This is a genomic window from Streptomyces sp. NPDC048191 (assembly GCF_040652655.1).
Classification (GTDB): Bacteria; Actinomycetota; Actinomycetes; order Streptomycetales; family Streptomycetaceae; genus Streptomyces.
This window is the reverse complement of sequence record NZ_JBEZMO010000042.1, coordinates 13,220-31,158: the sequence shown is the minus strand read 5'-3', so window position 1 is coordinate 31,158 and position 17,939 is coordinate 13,220. Positions and strand designations below refer to the sequence as shown.

The 17,939-nt window shown below is 72.1% G+C and carries 15 protein-coding genes; 12 read left to right on the top strand and 3 right to left on the bottom strand.

What is annotated here, in order from left to right:
• Positions 1-24: 24 nt before the first annotated feature.
• Both AB0D93_RS38075 and AB0D93_RS38070 read right to left on the bottom strand, forming a co-directional pair.
• Entirely contained in the window at positions 25-1,893 is a 1,869-nt protein-coding gene (locus AB0D93_RS38075; protein WP_362130149.1) for an ABC transporter ATP-binding protein, read from the bottom strand.
• Entirely contained in the window at positions 1,890-3,707 is a 1,818-nt protein-coding gene (locus AB0D93_RS38070) for an ABC transporter ATP-binding protein (RefSeq protein WP_362130146.1), read from the bottom strand. The genes AB0D93_RS38075 and AB0D93_RS38070 overlap by 4 nt, the downstream gene beginning before the upstream one ends.
• A gap of 207 nt (positions 3,708-3,914) precedes the next feature.
• Here AB0D93_RS38070 and AB0D93_RS38065 point away from each other — a divergent pair, with 207 nt between their 5' ends.
• From AB0D93_RS38065 to AB0D93_RS38045, 5 genes are all read left to right on the top strand, one after another.
• Positions 3,915-4,823 carry an ABC transporter ATP-binding protein gene (locus tag AB0D93_RS38065; RefSeq protein ID WP_362130143.1) on the top strand — a complete coding sequence of 303 codons (909 nt, stop codon included), beginning with the start codon at positions 3,915-3,917 and terminating at the stop codon, positions 4,821-4,823.
• Positions 4,820-5,554, top strand: a complete 735-nt coding sequence (locus tag AB0D93_RS38060; RefSeq protein WP_362130140.1) for an ABC transporter permease — start codon at positions 4,820-4,822, stop codon at positions 5,552-5,554. The genes AB0D93_RS38065 and AB0D93_RS38060 overlap by 4 nt, the downstream gene beginning before the upstream one ends.
• A gap of 25 nt (positions 5,555-5,579) precedes the next feature.
• Positions 5,580-6,830: a sensor histidine kinase gene (locus tag AB0D93_RS38055; protein ID WP_362130137.1), complete on the top strand. Its 1,251-nt coding sequence runs from the start codon at positions 5,580-5,582 to the stop codon at positions 6,828-6,830.
• Positions 6,820-7,464: a response regulator transcription factor gene (locus AB0D93_RS38050; RefSeq protein ID WP_362130134.1), complete on the top strand. Its 645-nt coding sequence runs from the start codon at positions 6,820-6,822 to the stop codon at positions 7,462-7,464. Before AB0D93_RS38055 ends, AB0D93_RS38050 begins: the two co-directional genes overlap by 11 nt.
• Before the next feature lie 292 nt (positions 7,465-7,756).
• On the top strand, positions 7,757-8,281 hold the full coding sequence (locus tag AB0D93_RS38045; RefSeq protein ID WP_362130131.1) for a hypothetical protein: 525 nt from the start codon (positions 7,757-7,759) through the stop codon (positions 8,279-8,281).
• A 65-nt stretch (positions 8,282-8,346) separates the two neighbouring features.
• Here AB0D93_RS38045 and glgX read toward each other — a convergent pair whose 3' ends face one another.
• Positions 8,347-10,608: a glycogen debranching protein GlgX gene (gene glgX, locus AB0D93_RS38040; RefSeq protein WP_362130128.1), complete on the bottom strand. Its 2,262-nt coding sequence runs from the start codon at positions 10,606-10,608 to the stop codon at positions 8,347-8,349.
• A gap of 285 nt (positions 10,609-10,893) precedes the next feature.
• Here glgX and AB0D93_RS38035 point away from each other — a divergent pair, with 285 nt between their 5' ends.
• The 7 genes from AB0D93_RS38035 to AB0D93_RS38005 all read left to right on the top strand — a co-directional run bounded on the left by AB0D93_RS38035 (position 10,894) and on the right by AB0D93_RS38005 (position 17,879).
• Entirely contained in the window at positions 10,894-12,117 is a 1,224-nt protein-coding gene (locus AB0D93_RS38035) for an Ig-like domain-containing protein (protein WP_362130125.1), read from the top strand.
• Positions 12,090-12,578, top strand: a complete 489-nt coding sequence (locus AB0D93_RS38030; RefSeq protein ID WP_362130122.1) for a hypothetical protein — start codon at positions 12,090-12,092, stop codon at positions 12,576-12,578. The genes AB0D93_RS38035 and AB0D93_RS38030 overlap by 28 nt, the downstream gene beginning before the upstream one ends.
• A 324-nt stretch (positions 12,579-12,902) precedes the next feature.
• Positions 12,903-14,129 (top strand): Ig-like domain-containing protein, encoded by a 1,227-nt coding sequence (locus tag AB0D93_RS38025; RefSeq protein WP_362130119.1) that lies wholly within the window; start codon positions 12,903-12,905, stop codon positions 14,127-14,129.
• An 80-nt stretch (positions 14,130-14,209) separates the two neighbouring features.
• A complete protein-coding gene (locus AB0D93_RS38020; RefSeq protein ID WP_362130117.1) occupies positions 14,210-14,977 on the top strand; it encodes an enoyl-CoA hydratase-related protein in 768 nt (255 codons plus the stop codon).
• A gap of 307 nt (positions 14,978-15,284) precedes the next feature.
• Entirely contained in the window at positions 15,285-15,788 is a 504-nt protein-coding gene (locus AB0D93_RS38015; protein ID WP_362130114.1) for an ATP-binding protein, read from the top strand.
• 85 nt (positions 15,789-15,873) lie between these two features.
• Complete coding sequence (locus tag AB0D93_RS38010) at positions 15,874-16,692, top strand: polysaccharide deacetylase family protein (RefSeq protein WP_362130111.1); 819 nt, start codon at positions 15,874-15,876, stop codon at positions 16,690-16,692.
• A complete protein-coding gene (locus AB0D93_RS38005; protein WP_362130108.1) occupies positions 16,692-17,879 on the top strand; it encodes a beta-propeller fold lactonase family protein in 1,188 nt (395 codons plus the stop codon). The genes AB0D93_RS38010 and AB0D93_RS38005 overlap by 1 nt, the downstream gene beginning before the upstream one ends.
• The last annotated feature ends 60 nt before the right edge of the window (positions 17,880-17,939 follow it).

The following is a 17,939-nucleotide window of genomic DNA, read 5'->3' as shown; positions in this document are numbered from 1 at the left end:
CCCGTGCGTGCCCCCGTTCCCCGGCTAGGCCAGACTGTCCCGCCACGCCTTGTGCAGATCCGCGAACCGGCCCGTGCCGGCGATCAGTTCGCCGGGCCGGCCGTCCTCGACGATCCGGCCCCCCTCCATCACCAGCACCCGGTCCGCGATCTCCACGGTCGACAGCCGGTGCGCGATGACGACCGCCGTACGGCCCCGCAGCACCGTCGACATCGCCCGCTGCACGGCCCGCTCGCCCGGGATGTCCAGCGAACTGGTCGCCTCGTCGAGGATCAGCACCGCCGGGTCGGCGAGCAACGCCCGTGCGAAGGCGACCAGTTGGCGCTGACCGGCCGAGATGCGCCCGCCGCGCTTGCGCACGTCGGTGTCGTAGCCGTCGGGCAGCGCGCTGATGAACTCGTGCGCGCCGATCGCCTTCGCCGCCCGCTCGATCTCCGCACGGGTGGCGTCGGGCCGGCCGATGGCGATGTTGTCCGCGACCGTACCGGAGAACAGGAACGCCTCCTGGGTCACCATGACCACCCCGCGTCGCAGCTCCGGCACGGCCAGCTCGCGCAGATCCACGCCGTCCAGCAGCACACGGCCGTCGGAGGGGTCGTAGAAGCGGGCGAGGAGCTTGGCGAGCGTGGACTTGCCGGCACCCGTGGCACCGACCACGGCGACCGTCTGCCCGGCCGGCAGGGTCAGATCGAAGCGGGGCAGCACCTCGCCGCCGGTGCGGTAACCGAACCGGACCCCGTCGAAGACGACCTCGCGGCCCGGGAAGTCGCCCTTCAGCGGCGGGAGTTCACGTGGCACCGCCGGCTCCGGCACGGACGGGGTCTGGGCCAGCAGCCCGGCGATCTTCTCCAGGGAGGCGGCGGCCGACTGGTAGGCGTTCAGGAACATGCCGAGCCGGTCGATCGGGTCGTACAGCCGCCGCAGGTACAGCACGGCCGCCGCCAGCACGCCCAGCTCCAGCGAGCCGGACGCCACCCGGTAGGCGCCCCACAGCACCATCCCCGCGACCGCCGTGTTGGCCACCAGCCGGGAGCCGACCACATAGCGGGCCATCTCCAGCAGCGCGTCCCCGTTCGTGCGCTCGTGCCGCCGGTTGAGCACCCCGAACTCGGCGTCGTTCGCGGCCTCCCGGCGGAAGGCGCGCACCGGACGGATGCCGTTCATCGTCTCCACGAACTTCACGATCACCGCCGCGATCGCCGTGGACCGCACCCGGTACACCCGTCCCGCCCGCCGCTGGTAGAGCCGTACGAGCACGTAGAGCGGCGCGAAGGAGGCCACCGCGACCGCGCCCAGGCCGACGTCCAGCCACAGCAGCATCGCCGAGATGTAGACGAAGGACAGGACGACGGTCACCAGCTCCTGCAGACCCTCGCCCAGCAGCTCGCGCAGCGACTCGACGTCCGTGGTGGACCGGGAGATCAGCCGTCCGGACGTGTACCGCTCGTGGAAGTCGATGCTCAGCGCCTGCGCGTGCCGGAAGATCCGGCCCCGCAGATCGAGCAGCACGTCCTGGCTGACCCGGGCGGAGGCCTCGATGAACGCGAACTGCAGCGCGCCGGACAGCAGCGCGCACAGCAGACAGCCGACGGCCACCGCGATGAGCGGGCCGTGCCGGTGGTCCCGGAACGCCGGTACGGCGCTGTCGATGGCGTACGCCACCAGCAGCGGGCCCGCCTGCACGGCCGCCTGCTGGAGCAGCAGCAGGAGCATGGTCACCGCGGCCCGGGCCTTCAGGGGCGCGAGCAGCGAGCGCAGCAGGGTGGCCGTGGCGCCGGGCGGGGCGGGCAGCACGTCCCGGTCGAAGACGTCGCCGTCACTGCCGTGGCCCTCCCCGCGCGGGCCGAGTTCGTCGTCCTCGGCCGGGGGAGTGGAGGCGGTCGTGGTCGTCAACGGGGTTCCTCCTCGTCCTCGTCCCCGGACATCAGATGCGCGTACTCGGCGTTGGTGCGCAGCAGTTCCTGGTGGGTGCCGACGGCGGTGATCCGCCCGCCCGAGAGCAGGGCGACCCGGTCGGCGAGCAGCACGGTGGAGGGGCGGTGGGCCACGATCAGCGCGGTGGTGTCGGCGAGGACCTGCCGCAGCGCGGCCTCCACGGCGGCCTCCGTGTGCACGTCCAGGGCGGACAGCGGGTCGTCCAGCACCAGGAACTCCGGTCTGCCGACCACCGCGCGGGCCAGCGCGAGGCGCTGGCGCTGCCCGCCGGAGAGGCTGAGGCCCTGCTCGCCGACGCGGGTGCCGGTGCCCTGGGGGAGGGCGTGCGCGAAGTCGGCCTGCGCGACGTCCAGGGCCCGGTCGAGGTCCGGCCGGCCGGCGCCGGCCGCCGCGCCCATGAGGACGTTCTCGCCGACGCTCGCGGAGAACAGCGTGGGTTCCTCGAAGGCGACGGCGACCTTGGCACGCAGCTCCTCGCGGGGCATCGCGGCGATGTCGGCACCGTTGAGGGTGATCCGCCCGGAGGTGACCTCGTGCAGCCGGGGGACGAGGGCGGTGAGCGTGGTCTTGCCGCTGCCGGTCGCGCCGACGAGGGCCATGGACTCGCCGGGGCGGATGTGCAGGTCGATGTGGCTGAGCAGGGGCGGGGAGCCGGGGGGTGCGTCGGGGTAGCGGAACCGGACGCCCTCGAAGCGCAGGCCGGTGCCTGCGGGTGCCGCCTGCCCGCGCTCGCGGGGTGCTGGTGCGCCGCCCCGGCCGGCGGCGGCCGGGGTGTCCTCCGGCGCCTCGTCCAGCACCTCGAAGTACCGCTCGGTCGCCGTCGCCGCCTCCTGGCTCATCGCCAGGAGGAAACCGATCGAGTCCACCGGCCACCGCAGCGCGAGGGCCGTGCTCAGAAAGGCGACCAGGGTGCCCGCCGACAGCCCGCCGTCGGCCACCCGGACCGCACCCAGCACGAGCGCCGCCCCGATCGCCAGCTCGGGCAGCGTCACGATGACACCCCAGATCATGGCGAGCAGCCGCGCCTTGCGCAGCTCCGTGCCGCGCAGGGTGACCGACAGCTCGCGGAACGCCCGCTCCTGGCTGCGGTGCCGGCCGAAGCCCTTGATGACGCGGATGCCGAGCACGCTCTCCTCGACCACCGTCGTCAGGTCGCCGACCTGGTCCTGGGCGCGCCGGGCCACCAGCGCGTACCGCCGTTCGAAGACCGCGCAGGTCCACATCACCGGGATCGCGGGGCCGAGGATGACCAGCCCCAGCACCCAGTCCTGCATCAGCATGATCACCACGCCGATGAGGATCGTGACCCCGTTGACCAGCAGGAACGTCAGCGGGAAGGCGAGGAACTGACGCAGCAGCATCAGGTCGGTCGTGCCCCGCGACAGCAGCTGGCCCGAGGCCCAGCGGTCGTGGAAGGCGACGGGCAGCCGCTGCAGATGCCGGTAGAGGCCCGCCCGCATCTCCGCCTCGACGCGCGACAGCGGGCGGGCCACCAGCCAGCGCCGTACGCCGAACAGGACCGCCTCGGCGATGCCGAGGAGGAGCAGGTACAGCGCGCCCAGCCAGACGCCGGCCGGGTCCCGGTCGGCGACCGGTCCGTCCACCATCCACTTCAGGACGAGCGGGATCACCAGCCCGGTACAGGAGGCGACGATCGCGACGAACGCGGCCGTGAACAGGCGTGCCCGCACAGGGCGGACGTACGGCCACAGACGCAGCAGCGTGCGTACGGCGGAACGGCCGGTCTCGGTGGTTGCACGTGTCGTGGGCATCACCGCGAGCGTACGGACCGGCACTGACATCGCCCACTGAGTTTCGGCCGGACCCCCCTCCGCCGTTGGTCCTACGACCTGGGTGTTCGACCCTTCGGACAGCGGTTCCGCACGACGGGTCGTAGGCCGGTATCAACCGATCGGACGATGCCGCTTCCAGCGGGGCGGCCGATGTGCCGGGGGCCGCCCGCCCGGGATGCTCGAGGCATGCCATCCGTCATCGAAGTCACCGATCTGCGCAAGTCGTACGGCGGCCGGGCCGTCGTCGACGGTGTCTCCTTCGCCGTCGAGGAGGGCGAGGTCTTCGGGATCCTCGGCCCGAACGGCGCGGGCAAGACCACCACCGTGGAGTGCGTCGAGGGGCTGCGGGTCCCCGACGCCGGCCGGGTCCGGGTCACCGGCCTGGATCCCGTCGCCGACCACGACGAGGTCGCCCGGGTCCTCGGCGCCCAGCTCCAGCAGAGCGAGCTGCAGCCCAAGCTGACCGTGCGCGAGGCGCTGGAACTGTACGCCTCGTTCTACCCGAACGCGGCCGACTGGCGGCCGCTCGCCGAACGCCTCGGTCTCGTCCCGAAGCTCGGCACCCGGTTCGCCAAGCTGTCCGGCGGCCAGCGGCAGCGGCTGTTCATCGCCCTGGCCCTCGTCGGCAACCCGCGCGTCGTCGTGCTGGACGAGCTGACCACCGGCCTCGATCCGCGCGCCCGCCGCGACACCTGGCAGCTGATCGAGGACGTCCGTGCGAGCGGGGTCACCGTGCTGCTCGTCACCCACTTCATGGAGGAGGCGCAGCGGCTCTGCGACCGGATCGCGGTGATCGACAAGGGGCGGGTGGCCGCACTCGACACCCCGGCCGGACTCATCCGCCGGTCGGCGGGCGCCACCGTCATCAGCTTCACCCCCTCGGCCCCGCTGCCCGACGACGACCTCGCCGGCCTCCCGGCCCTCGCCTCAGTCGAGCGCAAGGACGGCCGGATCACGCTGTCCGGCACCGACGAGACCGTGAACGCGGTCATCACCCTGCTCGCCCGGCACCGCATCACCGCCCATCAGCTCCGCGTCGTGGACGCGACCCTCGACGACGCGTTCCTGGACCTGACGAAGGAGGCCGCGGCATGAACACCGCCGTCCTGCGCACCGAGTTCCGCCTGTTCCGCCGCGAACCCGGCGCCGTTTTCTGGATCTTCCTGTTCCCGACGCTGCTCCTGGCCATCCTCGGTTCGATCCCGTCGTTCCGGGAGGCCGACAAGTCCCTGGGAGGGCTGCGGCCGGTCGACGCCTACGTCCCCATCGCCGTCCTGATCGCCCTGATCATGTCCGGGGTGCAGTCCCTGCCCCAGGCCCTGACCGGCCACCGGGAGCGGGGCATCCTGCGCCGGATGCGGCTCACCCCCGTACGGCCCTCCGCCCTGCTGTCCGCGCAGATGGTCGTGCAGGGCACGGTGGCGCTGGCCTCGGCGCTGCTCGCGCTCGTCGTCGGCCGGCTCGCCTTCGACGTGAAGCTGCCCGAACAGCCGGCCGGTTATCTGCTGGCCCTGCTGCTCGCGACGGCGTCGGCGCTCGCCCTCGGCTCCGTCGTCTCGGCGCTGTCCCGCACCACGAGGATCGCGAGCGCGATCGGCTCGGCGGTGTTCTTCCCGATGATGTTCTGCGCGGGTGTGTGGCTGCCGGTGCAGGAGATGCCGCACACGCTGGCCCGTGTGGTGCAGCTGACCCCGTTCGGTGCGGCGGCGCGCGCCCTGGGTGAGGCGGCGGCCGGGCACTGGCCGGGCTGGGAGCACCTGGGCGTGCTGGTGGCCTGGACGGTGTCGCTGACGGCCGGGGCGGCTCGCTGGTTCCGCTGGGAGTGAGCGGGCCGTGCCGGAGACTGGGGGGATGACGAACCCCGAGTACCAGCAGCCCCGTGCCTCCTTCCAGACGTGGGGGCCCTGGGCGCTGCTGGCCGCCGCGGTCGTCGCCGGGGTGATGTCCGCCCGGGTGGTCGGCGTGGACCGCGTCGGCCTGGTGGTCTGCGCGGTCCTCGTGCCCGCGGCCGTCGTGCTGCAGCTGTGGGCGCAGAGGGTGAGGCGAAAGCGGCCGGGACCGAACCGGACCAGTGTCTGCCTCTACCTGCTGCGCTGGGCCTTCGCCTTCGTGCTGACCTGGGCCAACCCGTTCTTCGCCTTCTACGCCGTGACCGGCTACTACATCGCGGTCCGGGAGCTGCCGCGCCGGCTGGTGATGCCCGGCCTGTTCCTGACCGCCGTCACCATGTCGGGCAGTGAGATCGGCGGCTGGCCGCCGCACGGGGTGACCCTGTGGCTCGGCTTCTTCCTCGTTCTGGCCGTGAACATGGGCATGGTCAGCGTCTTCACCCGGTACGCCCTGCAGGAGGAGGCTCGTTCTCTGAACCAGGCCGAGACCATCGGCGAACTGGAGCGCACCAACGCGGCGTTGCAGCGGGCCCTCGACGAGAACGCGGCCCTGCACGCCCAACTCCTTCTCCAGGCACGGGAGGCGGGCGTCGCCGACGAGCGCCGCCGGCTCGCCGCCGAGATCCACGACACCATCGCCCAGGGCCTGACCGGGATCATCGCCCAGCTCCAGGTCGTCGCGAACGCCCCCGACCTGAGCACCGCCCGCACCCACCTGGAACGCGCCTCGGCCCTCGCCCGGCACAGTCTCGGCGAGGCCCGCCGCTCGGTGCACAACCTCACCCCGGTCGCCCTCGCCGCCGACGGGCTGCCGGAGGCACTGAAGAAGACGGTCAGCGAGTGGGGTGAACGCACGGGCACGCGCGCGGAGTTCACCGTCACCGGCACCACCGAGCAGCTCCACGACGAGGTCTCGGCGACCCTGCTGCGCATCGCCCAGGAGGCCCTGTCCAACGCGGCCCGGCACGCCCGCCCGACCCGCGTCGGGGTGACCCTGTCCTTCATGGGCGACGAGGTCACGCTGGACGTCCGCGACGACGGCACCGGCTTCGACCCGGCCGCCGTACCGGAACGCACCCGCAGCGGCGGCTTCGGCCTGGAGGGCATGCGGGCCCGGGCCGAGCGCATCGCGGGCTCCCTCACGGTCGAATCGGAACCGGGGCAGGGGACGGCGGTGTCGGCTCGCGTACCGTTGGTGCGCGATGACCGCTGACACCACCATCTCCCTGCTGATCGTCGACGACCACCCGGTCGTCCGGGACGGCCTGCGCGGCATGTTCGAGTCCGCCCCCGGCTTCACCGTGCTCGGCGAGGCCGCGAACGGTGTGGAGGCGGTCGACCGGGCAACGGCCCTGGACCCGGACGTGATCCTCATGGACCTGCGGATGCCCGGCGGCTCCGGCGTCGACGCCATCCGCGAACTGGCCCGGCGCGGCGCCCGCGCGAAGGTGCTGGTCCTCACCACCTACGACACCGACTCCGACACCCTGCCCGCGATCGAGGCGGGCGCGACCGGCTATCTGCTCAAGGACGCCCCGCGCGACGAGCTGTTCACCGCCGTCCGGGCCGCCGCCGAGGGCCGTACGGTCCTCTCCCCGGCCGTCGCCTCCCGCCTGGTCCACGCGGTCCGCGCCCCTCGGCAGCCCGGCGCCGAGCCCCTCTCCGCCCGCGAGCGCGAGGTCCTGGCGCTGGTCGCCAAGGGCACCTCGAACCGTGAGATCGCCCGCGAGCTGTTCATCAGCGAGGCGACGGTGAAGACGCACCTCACCCACCTCTACGCCAAGCTGGGCGTCAACGACCGGGCGGCGGCGGTGGCGGTGGGGTACGACCGGGGGATCCTCGGCTGACCGGGCTTCCCGGGCAGGCCGGTTCCTGGCCGGATTCACCGGGTGTTCAGCCGGGATACGGTGGGTAGTTGACGTGGCGTCATACGGCGGCGCCGCCGCGTCCGAGGCGTTTTTCCGGCCGGTCATCAAGTCCGCGTCAAGGCCTTCCCTCGCGCTGTCCTCGCGCGGATAAACGTTCAATCAAAGGGCCTATCGGTCGGGCAAAGTGGTCTACTCGCATAGACGATCCCGGTGTTGTCATGCTCACGACCGCCCGGAATCCCTGCCGGGCACCACCCCGGGAGACCCCCACATGTCCCGAATACCCCGCCCCCTGGTGACCACCCTCTCCACGCTCGCCCTCGCCGCCGCGGGCCTCGGCGTCACCACCGGCTCCGCCCACGCGGCCAGTTGCAGCCAGGGCCACCTCCCCCTGCCCGACCCGGCCTGTACGCCCGGCGACCTCAACCCCGACGTCACCCAGGGCACCATCGGCTCGACCATCTGCGTCTCCGGCTGGACCGCGACCGTGCGGCCGCCGAGCTCCTACACCACCGCGCTGAAGAAGAAGCAGATCGTCGAGTACGGCTACTCGGACACCAGCCTCTCGGACTACGAGGAGGACCACTTCGTCCCGCTCGAACTCGGCGGCGCCCCCAGGAGCGAGGAGAACCTCTGGCCCGAACCCCACTACGGCGGCGAGACCTCCTCGGACAAGGACACCGTCGAGAACAAGCTCAAGAAGGCCGTGTGCGCCGGTGAGGTCGGCCTCACCGACGCGCAGAAAGCCATCATGACCGACTGGACGACCGCACTGTCCAGCCTCGGCCTGAGCTGAGCCGGCACTCGCCGCAGGGCCGGTGGCTCCACCGGCAGAGCCCAGTGGTTCAACCGGCCCCGCCCTCAGCCCACCCTCAGCAGCAGCACCGCCCGCTCCGGCACCGTGATCTCCGTACCCGCCGGGTGGACCGTGCCCGGGGCGCCCGCCTGTTCCTCCCGCGAGGTGTCCACGACCACCTCGTACCGCTCCGCCCACGGTGACCCCGGCAGCACGAAGCCCGTCGGCCGGTCGCCCGCGTGCAGCACCGCGAGGAAGCTGTCGTCCACGACCGGTGCGCCCCGCTCGTCCCGGCCCGGGATGTCCCGCCCGGAGAGGTACATGCCGAGCGTGGCCGCGGGCGCGTACCAGTCGGCCTCGGTCATCTCCGCGCCCCGCGCGGTGAACCAGGCGAGGTCGCGCAGCCCGTCCGCCGAGTGGGCGCGGCCGGAGAAGAAGGCACGGCGGCGCAGCACCGGGTGCCGGTGGCGCAGGGCGATCAGCCGGGACGTCAGGTCGAACAGGGGGCGCCAGGCCGGATCGTCCAGCAGCGACCAGTCCAGCCAGCTGATCTCGCTGTCCTGGCAGTAGGCGTTGTTGTTGCCGCGCTGCGTGCGGCCGAGTTCGTCGCCGGCCACCAGCATGGGCACCCCGGTGGACAGCAGGAGCGTCGTCAGGAGGTTCCTCAGCTGACGGCGGCGCAGGGCCCGTACCCGCTCGTCCTCCGTCTCGCCCTCGACCCCGCAGTTCCAGGAGCGGTTGTCGTCGGTGCCGTCGCGGTTGTCCTCGCCGTTGGCCTCGTTGTGCTTGTTCTCGTACGACACCAGGTCGCGGAGGGTGAACCCGTCGTGCGCGGTGACGAAGTTGACCGAGGCGTACGGGCGCCGGCCGCCCCAGGCGTACAGGTCGCTGGAGCCGGAGAGGCGGTAGCCCATCTCGCGGACGTCCGGCAGGGCGTGCCGCCAGAAGTCGCGGACCGTGTTCCGGTAGCGGTCGTTCCACTCGGTCCACAGCGGGGGGAAGGCGCCGACCTGGTAGCCGCCCGAGCCGATGTCCCACGGCTCGGCGATCAGCTTGACGCGCCTGAGGACCGGGTCCTGGGCGATGACCGCGAGGAACGGCGAGAGCATGTCGACGTCGTGCATCGAGCGGGCGAGCGCCGCCGCGAGGTCGAAACGGAAGCCGTCGACGCCCATCTCCGTCACCCAGTAGCGCAGCGAGTCGGTGATCAGGCGCAGCACCTGGGGCTGGACGACGTGCAGGGTGTTGCCGCACCCGGTGTAGTCGGCGTACCGGCGGGCGTCGTCCTGCAGCCGGTAGTAGCCGCGGTTGTCGATGCCCTTCAGGGACAGCGTCGGGCCCAGCTCGCCCGCCTCCGCCGTGTGGTTGTAGACCACGTCGAGGACCACCTCGATGCCGGCCGCGTGCAGCGCGCGCACCATCCGCTTGAACTCGCCGACCTGCTGGCCCGTCGTACCGGAGGCGGCGTAGGCGGCGTGTGGGGCGAAGTAGCCGATGGAGTTGTAACCCCAGTAGTTCCTCAGGCCCCGGCGCAGCAGGTGGTCCTCGTGCGCGAACTGGTGGACGGGCAGCAGCTCCACGGCCGTGACGCCCAGCCTCACCAGGTGCTCGATCGCCGCCGGGTGCGCGAGCCCCGCGTACGTGCCGCGCAGCTCCTCGGGGATGTCCGGGTGCAGCATGGTGAAGCCGCGCACGTGCAGCTCGTAGATGACCGAGTCCGCCCAGGGCGTCTTGGGCCGACGGTCGTCGGACCAGTCGTCGTCATCGTGCACGACGACGCCCTTCGGGACGTACGGCGCCGAGTCCCGGTCGTCGCGCACGGTGTCGGCGACGTACTGCTCGGGCCAGTCCCGGACGTGCCCGTACACCTCCGGCGGCAGCCGGCCGTAGTCGTTGCCCCTGGGGCCGTCCACCGCCCGCGCGTACGGGTCCAGCAGCAGCTTGGCCGGGTTCCAACGGGCGCCGGTCCACGGGTCCCAACGGCCGTCCACCCGGTAGCCGTACCGCTGCCCCGGCATCACCCCCGGGACGAAACCGTGCCAGATCTCGTGCGTCAGTTCGGTCAGCGGAACCTGGGTCTCCCGGCCCCGCTCGTCGAAGAGGCACACCCGGACCGCCTCCGCGCCGCCCGCCCACAGCGCGAAGTTGGTGCCCGCGACACCGTCCGGGCCGACCCGGAACCGGGCCCCCAGCGGAGTCGGGGCACCCGGCCACACCACCGGGGCCGGCACCGCGGCGCGCCGGGCGCCGTTCACCACGGCCGGCTGCTGCCCGGTCCCGGCGGCCGGCTCCCCGGCCGGTGCCCGCTGCTCGGCTGCGCTCGTCACCTGTAGGCCCCTCTTTCAGTGGCTCGCCCCCGGGGCGGCGCAACCGGCCGTGCCGAAGAGCCGAGGCTGCCCCGCAGCACCCTCGGCCGCCCGGTACGGCTGCGCCCCGACGCTCGGGGGCGCCCTCTGGATCGCGCCGTGCGTCCCTTCCAGCCGATCCGATCCAAGAAGGCGGCCCCTCGTGCGCGGGCGGCGGCTCCCCAGCGTGTCGTCCTTCCCTCTGTTCTGCCCAGTGCGTGCGTCGCACTCACGTTTCCCCGGAGCGGGCCCCGTCGTTGAGTCCGCGTGAGGCACGTACAAGGACGCGCGCGGCGCACGGGAGCCGCGCTGGCCGCCCTACTGACATGGGCGGCACTGCTCGCAGGGTGTTCTTCGGTGGGTACCGGCCCGCTCGGGCTGGACGGAGCGCCCGGCAGACCCCCGGCACCCGAGGACGTCATCCACGTCACCCCCGACGACGACAGCACGGCCGTCCGCCCTGACCGGCGGCTGCGGGTGCGGGTGCCCGACGGGCGCCTGCAGCGGGTGACGGTCGTGAAGTCGCAGGACGCGCAGGACTCCCCGGTCCCGGGGCGCATCAGCCCCGACGGCCTGACCTGGCGGCCGGACGAGGACCGGCTGGCGCTCGCCGCCAAGTACACCGTCGACGTGGTGGCGCTGGACGCCGAGGGGCGCCGCTCGGCCCGGCACACCACCTTCGCCACGCTCGTGCCCGACGAGCGGTTCATCGGCTACGTCACCCCCGAGAACCGCTCCGTCGTCGGCACCGGCATGATCGTCTCGCTCGCCTTCAGCCGGGAGATCGCCGACCGCGCCGCCGTCGAACGCGCCGTCCGGGTCAGCGCGCGGCCGCCGGTCGAGATCCGCCCGCACTGGTTCGGCCGGAGCCGGCTTGACTTCCGCCCCGAGCAGTACTGGAAACCCGGCACCGAGGTCACCGTCGACCTGCGCCTGCGGGACGTCCAAGGGGCGCCCGGCGTCTACGGGTTGCAGGACAAGTCGTTCTCCTTCACCGTCGGCCGCAGCCAGGTCTCCCTGGTGGACGCGGCCAGGCACACCATGCAGGTACGCCGGGACGGACGGCTGCTGGCCACCGTGCCGATCACCGCGGGCGCCCCCACGAACCCCACGTACAACGGCAAGATGGTGGTGATGGACATGCAGGACGTCACCCGCATGAACAGCCACACGGTCGGCTTCGGCGGCGAGTACGACATCCCCGACGTCCCGCACGCCATGAAACTCACCGACTCCGGGACCTTCCTGCACGGCAACTACTGGTCGCCGGACGCCCCCGGGCGCGTCAACGTCAGTCACGGCTGTGTGGGCCTGAGGGACGTCAAGGGCGGCGGTTCGGACACCCCGGCGGGCTGGTTCTTCGACCGCAGTCTCATCGGTGACGTCATCGAGGTGGTGGGCAGCACGGAGAAGACCGTCGCCCCCGACAACGGCCTGGGCGGCTGGAACATGACCTGGCAGGAGTGGACGGCGGACCCCGCGGCCAAGTAACCGCGGAGCCACGGGAGTTCGGCGTCGGCCGTGGTCGTGGGTGGCGTCACCCCGAGCGGTCGCTCGCCGACCTCGGCGCGGCCCGCGCCGCCGTGGACGCCGTCCTCGCGGGCCACGGGCCCAGCCCGGCGCTCGCGGTCAGCGTGCGCCGGGCATCGCCGGCCGCCAACGACGCCGCGACGGCGTTCCAGGACGGCCTCCCGCCCTCGCTGTGCACGCCTCCCCTGAACGTGCTGCGAGCGACCCTGCACCCCGCCGGCCTGTCCTGGCGGCTCCGCGATCCCGGCCAGTGGCGCGAGCACGTCCTGCGCCGCCTCCGCCGGCAACCCGCCCGCACGGCGACGGAGGGCCTGGCGGAACTGCTGGCCGAGATCGAGTCCCACCCGGCCCCCGCGGGCCGGGCCACCGAGCGGGGAACGGCGACCTGGTCGTCCCGCTGTTCCCGGCACGGACTTCGGTGAACTCAGCCTCCTCTGCACCACCACGGTCGTCGGGTCCCCCCCCGGGACGTGACGCTGGACGAGACCGCCGTCGAGACGCTCTTCCCCGCCGACGCCGCCACGGCCGAGCCGCTTCGGGCATGTCCCCGCGCCCCAGGCACGCTTCCGGCCCGGGACGGGTAGACCTTCCAGGGGAGGGGCCGGGGCGCCCGGGCCGGGCGGAAGTTGCGACGGAACGGTGACATTCGCCTGACACCCCGCTCAAAACCAGGCGGTTAATATGCGCGCACCAGTGTGGTGGGGAGCGGGCCTGACCAGGTCCGGCGAGGGGAGAACAACTTGAACATGCGGCCTGTACCGGGGGCGTCGGAGGCGGGGCGGCGAGGCCGTACGGGGTTGGCTCTCATAGCCGGCGCCCTGGTGCTCTCCCTCGCGGCATGCGGCGGAGGTGGCGGCAAGGGCGCGGGCGACGGCAAGGGCAAGGACTCCAGCACCCAGCAGGGCAAGCAGCAGTCCACCGCCGCGGTCACCGTCTCGCCCAAGTCCGGTGCCACCGGCGTCGACACCACCGGCGCGCTGAAGGTGAACGTCACCAAGGGCAAGCTGACCGAGGTCACCGTCAAGGACACCAAGGGGCGGACCGTCGCCGGCGCCCTCACTAGCGGGGGTACGGCCTGGACGCCGTCGACCCATCTGGCCGCCTCCACCAAGTACACGGTGCACGCGGTCGCCAAGGACTCCGAGGGCCGGGAGGCCGCCGAGGACTCCACGTTCACCACCCTCACCCCGAAGAACACCTTCCTCGGCTACTTCACCCCCGAGGACGGCTCCACCGTCGGCGTCGGCATGCCGTTCTCCGTCAACTTCACCCGGGGCATCACCGACCCGCAGGCCGTCGAGAAGGCCATCAAGATCAGGACGGAGCCCGCCGTCGACGTCGAGGGCCACTGGTTCGGCAACGACCGGCTGGACTTCCGCCCCGAGAAGTACTGGAAGGAAGGCACCAAGGTCACCGTCGACCTGGACCTGGACGGGGTCGAGGGCCGCGACGGCGTCTACGGCAAGCAGCACAGGACCGTCGAGTTCACCATCGGCCGCAACCAGGTCTCCGTCGTGGACGCCAAGAAGCACACGATGAAGGTCACCCAGGACGGCAAGGTCATCAAGACCATCCCGGTCACCACCGGCAAGCCCGGCTACGACACGTGGAACGGCCAGATGGTCATCAGCGAGAAGCTGACGGTCACCCGGATGAACGGCGAGACGGTCGGCTACGGCGGCGAGTACGACATCAAGGACGTCCCGCACGCCATGCGCCTGACCACCTCCGGCACCTTCCTGCACGGCAACTACTGGGGCGGCGGCGCCTTCGGCAACTACAACGCCAGCCACGGCTGCGTCGGCCTGCGCGACGTGCGCGGCGGCTACGACGGCTCGACCCCGGCCGCCTGGATGTTCAACCACTCGATGATCGGCGACGTGGTCGTCGTGAAGAACTCCCACGACCGCACGGTGGACCCGGCCAACGGGTTCAACGGCTGGAACATGTCCTGGGCGGACTGGACGAAGTAGGACCTGAGTGACGTAAGGACCCGGTGCTGTGATCCACGGCACCGGGTCCATTGTCGTTAGTGACCGTTAACCTGACCTGCATGACCGTGAATCTCGAAGTCGCCGAAGGCGTCGGAACCCTGCGCCTGGACCGTCCGCCGATGAACGCGCTGGACGTCGCCACCCAGGACCGGCTGAAGGAGCTCGCCGAGGAGGCCACCCGCCGCGACGACGTGCGCGCCGTGGTGATCTACGGCGGCGAGCGGGTGTTCGCGGCGGGCGCGGACATCAAGGAAATGCAGAACATGGACCACACCGCGATGGTTCTGCGCGCCCGCGGCCTGCAGGACTCCTTCACGGCCGTGGCCCGCATCCCCAAGCCCGTCGTCGCCGCCATCACCGGCTACGCCCTCGGCGGCGGCTGCGAGCTGGCCCTGTGCGCCGACTTCCGTATCGCCGCCGACAACGCCAAGCTCGGCCAGCCCGAGATCCTGCTCGGCCTGATCCCGGGCGCCGGCGGCACCCAGCGGCTGCCCCGGCTGGTCGGCCCCTCCAAGGCCAAGGACCTCATCTTCACGGGCCGCCAGGTCAAGGCCGACGAGGCCCTGGCGATCGGCCTGGTGGACCGCGTCGTCCCGGCCGCCGAGGTGTACGAGCAGGCGCACGCCTGGGCCGCGAAGCTCGCCAAGGGTCCGGCGATCGCCCTGCGCGCGGCGAAGGAGTCGGTCGACACCGGCCTGGAGACCGACATCGACACCGGCCTCGCCGTCGAACGGAACTGGTTCGCGGGCCTGTTCGCCACCGAGGACCGCGAGACCGGCATGCGCAGCTTCGTGGAGGAGGGGCCGGGCAAGGCGAAGTTCCGCTGAGCCCCGCCGTCGTCACCGGTGCGAGCGTTCCCGTAACTCCCGTGACGGCTTTCGCAATTGACGGTCCGTCTGTCGGGGTCCCCCGATGGAGCGGTTTATGGGAGCCTTAAGGCAGCCTTAAGCCCGCGCCGTCGAGGGAGCCTGACGATTGCCCGGAAGTGAGCCGTCACCGCAGGTCAGAGGTCCGTTACCGGCGAGTGACATGCCGTGGGCATATGCCGATCGGGCGGCGCGGGAAGGGGGCGCACGGGGGGCGTATTCCTTCGGAACGGCCCCCAAGACGGCCCCGGACGGCCATCATGGGGGCATGGCGGGGCTGGAGGGCATCGAACAGCCGCGGGGACACAGCCGTGCGGCCGAGGCACGCTGGTCGCCCGCGGTCGAGGACGAACAGGCGCTCAAGGCGCTCGAACTGTTCGGCAACCCGACGGAGGCGGAAGTGCCGCTGCCGTCCCGCCCGGAGTCCGCGGCCACCGCCCGCCGGCTCGCCCAGGTCGTCGTGCTGCGTACCTGGCGGCTCACCCCCAAGCTGGCCGAGGACGCCGTCCTGCTCGTGTCCGAACTCGTCGGCAACGCCGTACGGCACACCGGCGCCCGGGTCTTCGGCCTCCGCATGCGCCGCCGCCCCGGCTGGATCCGGGTGGAGGTCCGCGATCCCTCGCGCGGCCTGCCCTGCCTGATGCCGGTTCAGGAGATGGACGTCAGCGGCCGTGGTCTCTTCCTCGTGGACAGGCTGTCGGACCGCTGGGGCGTGGACCTGCTGCCGCGCGGCAAGACGACCTGGTTCGAGATGCGGGTGGCCGACCGGTAGCGAGGAGACGGCGTTCTCTTTGCGGCGACCCGAAATCGTCCCTCTTTCGGGGCAATCGGCGGTTTTCTTACCTACCGCCCCTTAAATGGTGCGGGTGACCACGACCAACCGACGCGGGGTGCTGCGCGCGGGCGCCGGGCTCGTCGCCGGCGGTGCGCTCGCCGCCGGTTGCGGTGCGGGCCAGACCGCTCCGCCGGGCGCCCCGGACTCCGCGTCCCCTTCCGTGTCCCCGTCCGGCACCGGCGCCTCCGGCCATCGCACGGCGGGCGCCAGGCCTGCCCCGGCCCCGCGCGCCTACCCCGGACAGCCCGCCCAGATCACCCACGGCCCGCGCACCCGGCCCCGGGTCGCCCTCACCTTCCACGGCCAGGGCGACCCCGGGATCGCCCACTCCCTGCTCAGCACGGCCGAAGAGCACGGTGCCCGGCTCACCGTGCTCGCCGTCGGCACCTGGCTGGACGAACACCCCGACGTGGCCCGCCGGATCCTCGACGGCGGCCACGACCTCGGCAACCACACCCAGCGGCACATCTCCGTCAACGCCATGGCCGAACCGGACGCCCGCAAGGAGATCACCGACTGCGCGGACCGGCTGAAGCGGCTCACCGGCTCCATCGGCACCTGGTTCCGCCCCTCCCGCTCGCCGACGGCCTCCCCGCTGGTCGCCCGGCTCGCCCGCGCCGCCGGATACCCGCACGTGCTGTCGTACGACGTCGACTCGCTCGACTACACCCGGCCCGGCGCAGCGGCGGTCACGCGCAGGGTTCTCGCCGACGTGCGCAACGGGTCGGTGGTGAGCCTGCACTTCGGGTACCCGGACACGGTCGCCGCCCTGCCCGACCTCCTCCACGAACTCGACCACCGCGGACTGCGCGCGGTCACCACCACGGAGCTGCTGAGCTGATGCGAACCACGAAAGCCGCCCGGCTGCTGGCAGCCGGAGCCGCCCTCACCGCCCTCACGCTGCTGTCCGCGTGCAGCTCGGGGTCTCAGCACCACGGGAACGAGGCCCTGGTCAGCAAGGCGCCGGCCCGGCCGGGGAACGGCAAGCGGCAGGTGAACGTGCTGCCCGGCATGCCGCCGGTCGACAACCCGAAGGACCTGTACTCCGCCGACCGCCCGAACCAACTCTCGCCGGTCGTCCGGGACTTCCCGTCCCGGGTGTACGTCCCCAACACCATCTCCAACACCGTCACCGTCATCGACCCGAGGTCGTACAAGATCATCGACACGATCCGGGTCGGCCGTCAGCCCCAGCACGTCGTGCCGTCCTGGGACCTGAAGACCCTCTGGGTCAACAACGACCTCGGCAACAGCCTCACCCCCATCGACCCGAGGACCGGGAAGGCCGGCAAGCCGGTCGCCGTGCACGACCCCTACAATCTGTACTTCACGCCCGACGGCAGATACGCGGTCGTCATGGCCTCCATGGACCGCGCCCTCGTCTTCCGTGACGCGCACACCATGAAGGTCGTGAGGTCCGTGCCGGTCAGCTGCTACGGCGTCAACCACGCCGACTTCTCCCCGGACGGCCGGTACTTCATCGTCTCCTGCGAGTTCAGCGGCGAGCTCCTCAAGGTGGACACGGCGAAGATGAAGGTCGTCGCCCAGGAGCGGCTGCCGCACCGCGGGGCCATGCCGCAGGACGTCAAGATCTCCCCGGACGGCAAGCTGTTCTACATCGCCGACATGGCGGCCAACGGCCTGTGGATCCTGGACGGCGACAAGTTCACCCGGCCCCGGTTCCTCTACACCGGCAAGGGTGCGCACGGTCTCTACATCAGCCGCGACTCGCGCGAGATGTACATCTCCAACCGGGGCGAGGGCTCCGTCTCCGTCTTCGACTTCACCCGGAACCGGCTCACCGAGAAGTGGCACCTGCCCGGCGGCGGCAGCCCCGACATGGGCGGCGTCTCCGCCGACGGCAAGGTGCTGTGGCTGTCCGGCCGCTACAACTCCGAGGTGTACGCCATCGACACCACCACCGGCCGGGAACTGGCCCGCATCAAGGTCGGCAGCGGCCCGCACGGACTCGCGGTCTATCCGCAGCCGGGCCGCTACTCGCTCGGGCACACCGGCATCTTCCGCTGACCGCGGGTCAGTTGGACACGCCGCTTTTCGGGTGACGATCCACGCGACCGGACCGGCGGC

Bases quoted from the DNA above. Each gene is read 5' to 3' on its own strand.
- AB0D93_RS38070 (WP_362130146.1), bottom strand. From the start codon at position 3,707: ATGCCCACGACACGTGCAACCACCGAGACCGGCCGTTCCGCCGTACGC.
- AB0D93_RS38065 (WP_362130143.1), top strand. From the start codon at position 3,915: ATGCCATCCGTCATCGAAGTCACCGATCTGCGCAAGTCGTACGGCGGC.
- AB0D93_RS38060 (WP_362130140.1), top strand. From the start codon at position 4,820: ATGAACACCGCCGTCCTGCGCACCGAGTTCCGCCTGTTCCGCCGCGAA.
- AB0D93_RS38055 (WP_362130137.1), top strand. From the start codon at position 5,580: ATGACGAACCCCGAGTACCAGCAGCCCCGTGCCTCCTTCCAGACGTGG.
- AB0D93_RS38050 (WP_362130134.1), top strand. From the start codon at position 6,820: ATGACCGCTGACACCACCATCTCCCTGCTGATCGTCGACGACCACCCG.
- AB0D93_RS38045 (WP_362130131.1), top strand. From the start codon at position 7,757: ATGTCCCGAATACCCCGCCCCCTGGTGACCACCCTCTCCACGCTCGCC.
- AB0D93_RS38025 (WP_362130119.1), top strand. From the start codon at position 12,903: ATGCGGCCTGTACCGGGGGCGTCGGAGGCGGGGCGGCGAGGCCGTACG.
- AB0D93_RS38020 (WP_362130117.1), top strand. From the start codon at position 14,210: ATGACCGTGAATCTCGAAGTCGCCGAAGGCGTCGGAACCCTGCGCCTG.
- AB0D93_RS38015 (WP_362130114.1), top strand. From the start codon at position 15,285: ATGGCGGGGCTGGAGGGCATCGAACAGCCGCGGGGACACAGCCGTGCG.
- AB0D93_RS38010 (WP_362130111.1), top strand. From the start codon at position 15,874: ATGGTGCGGGTGACCACGACCAACCGACGCGGGGTGCTGCGCGCGGGC.
- AB0D93_RS38005 (WP_362130108.1), top strand. From the start codon at position 16,692: ATGCGAACCACGAAAGCCGCCCGGCTGCTGGCAGCCGGAGCCGCCCTC.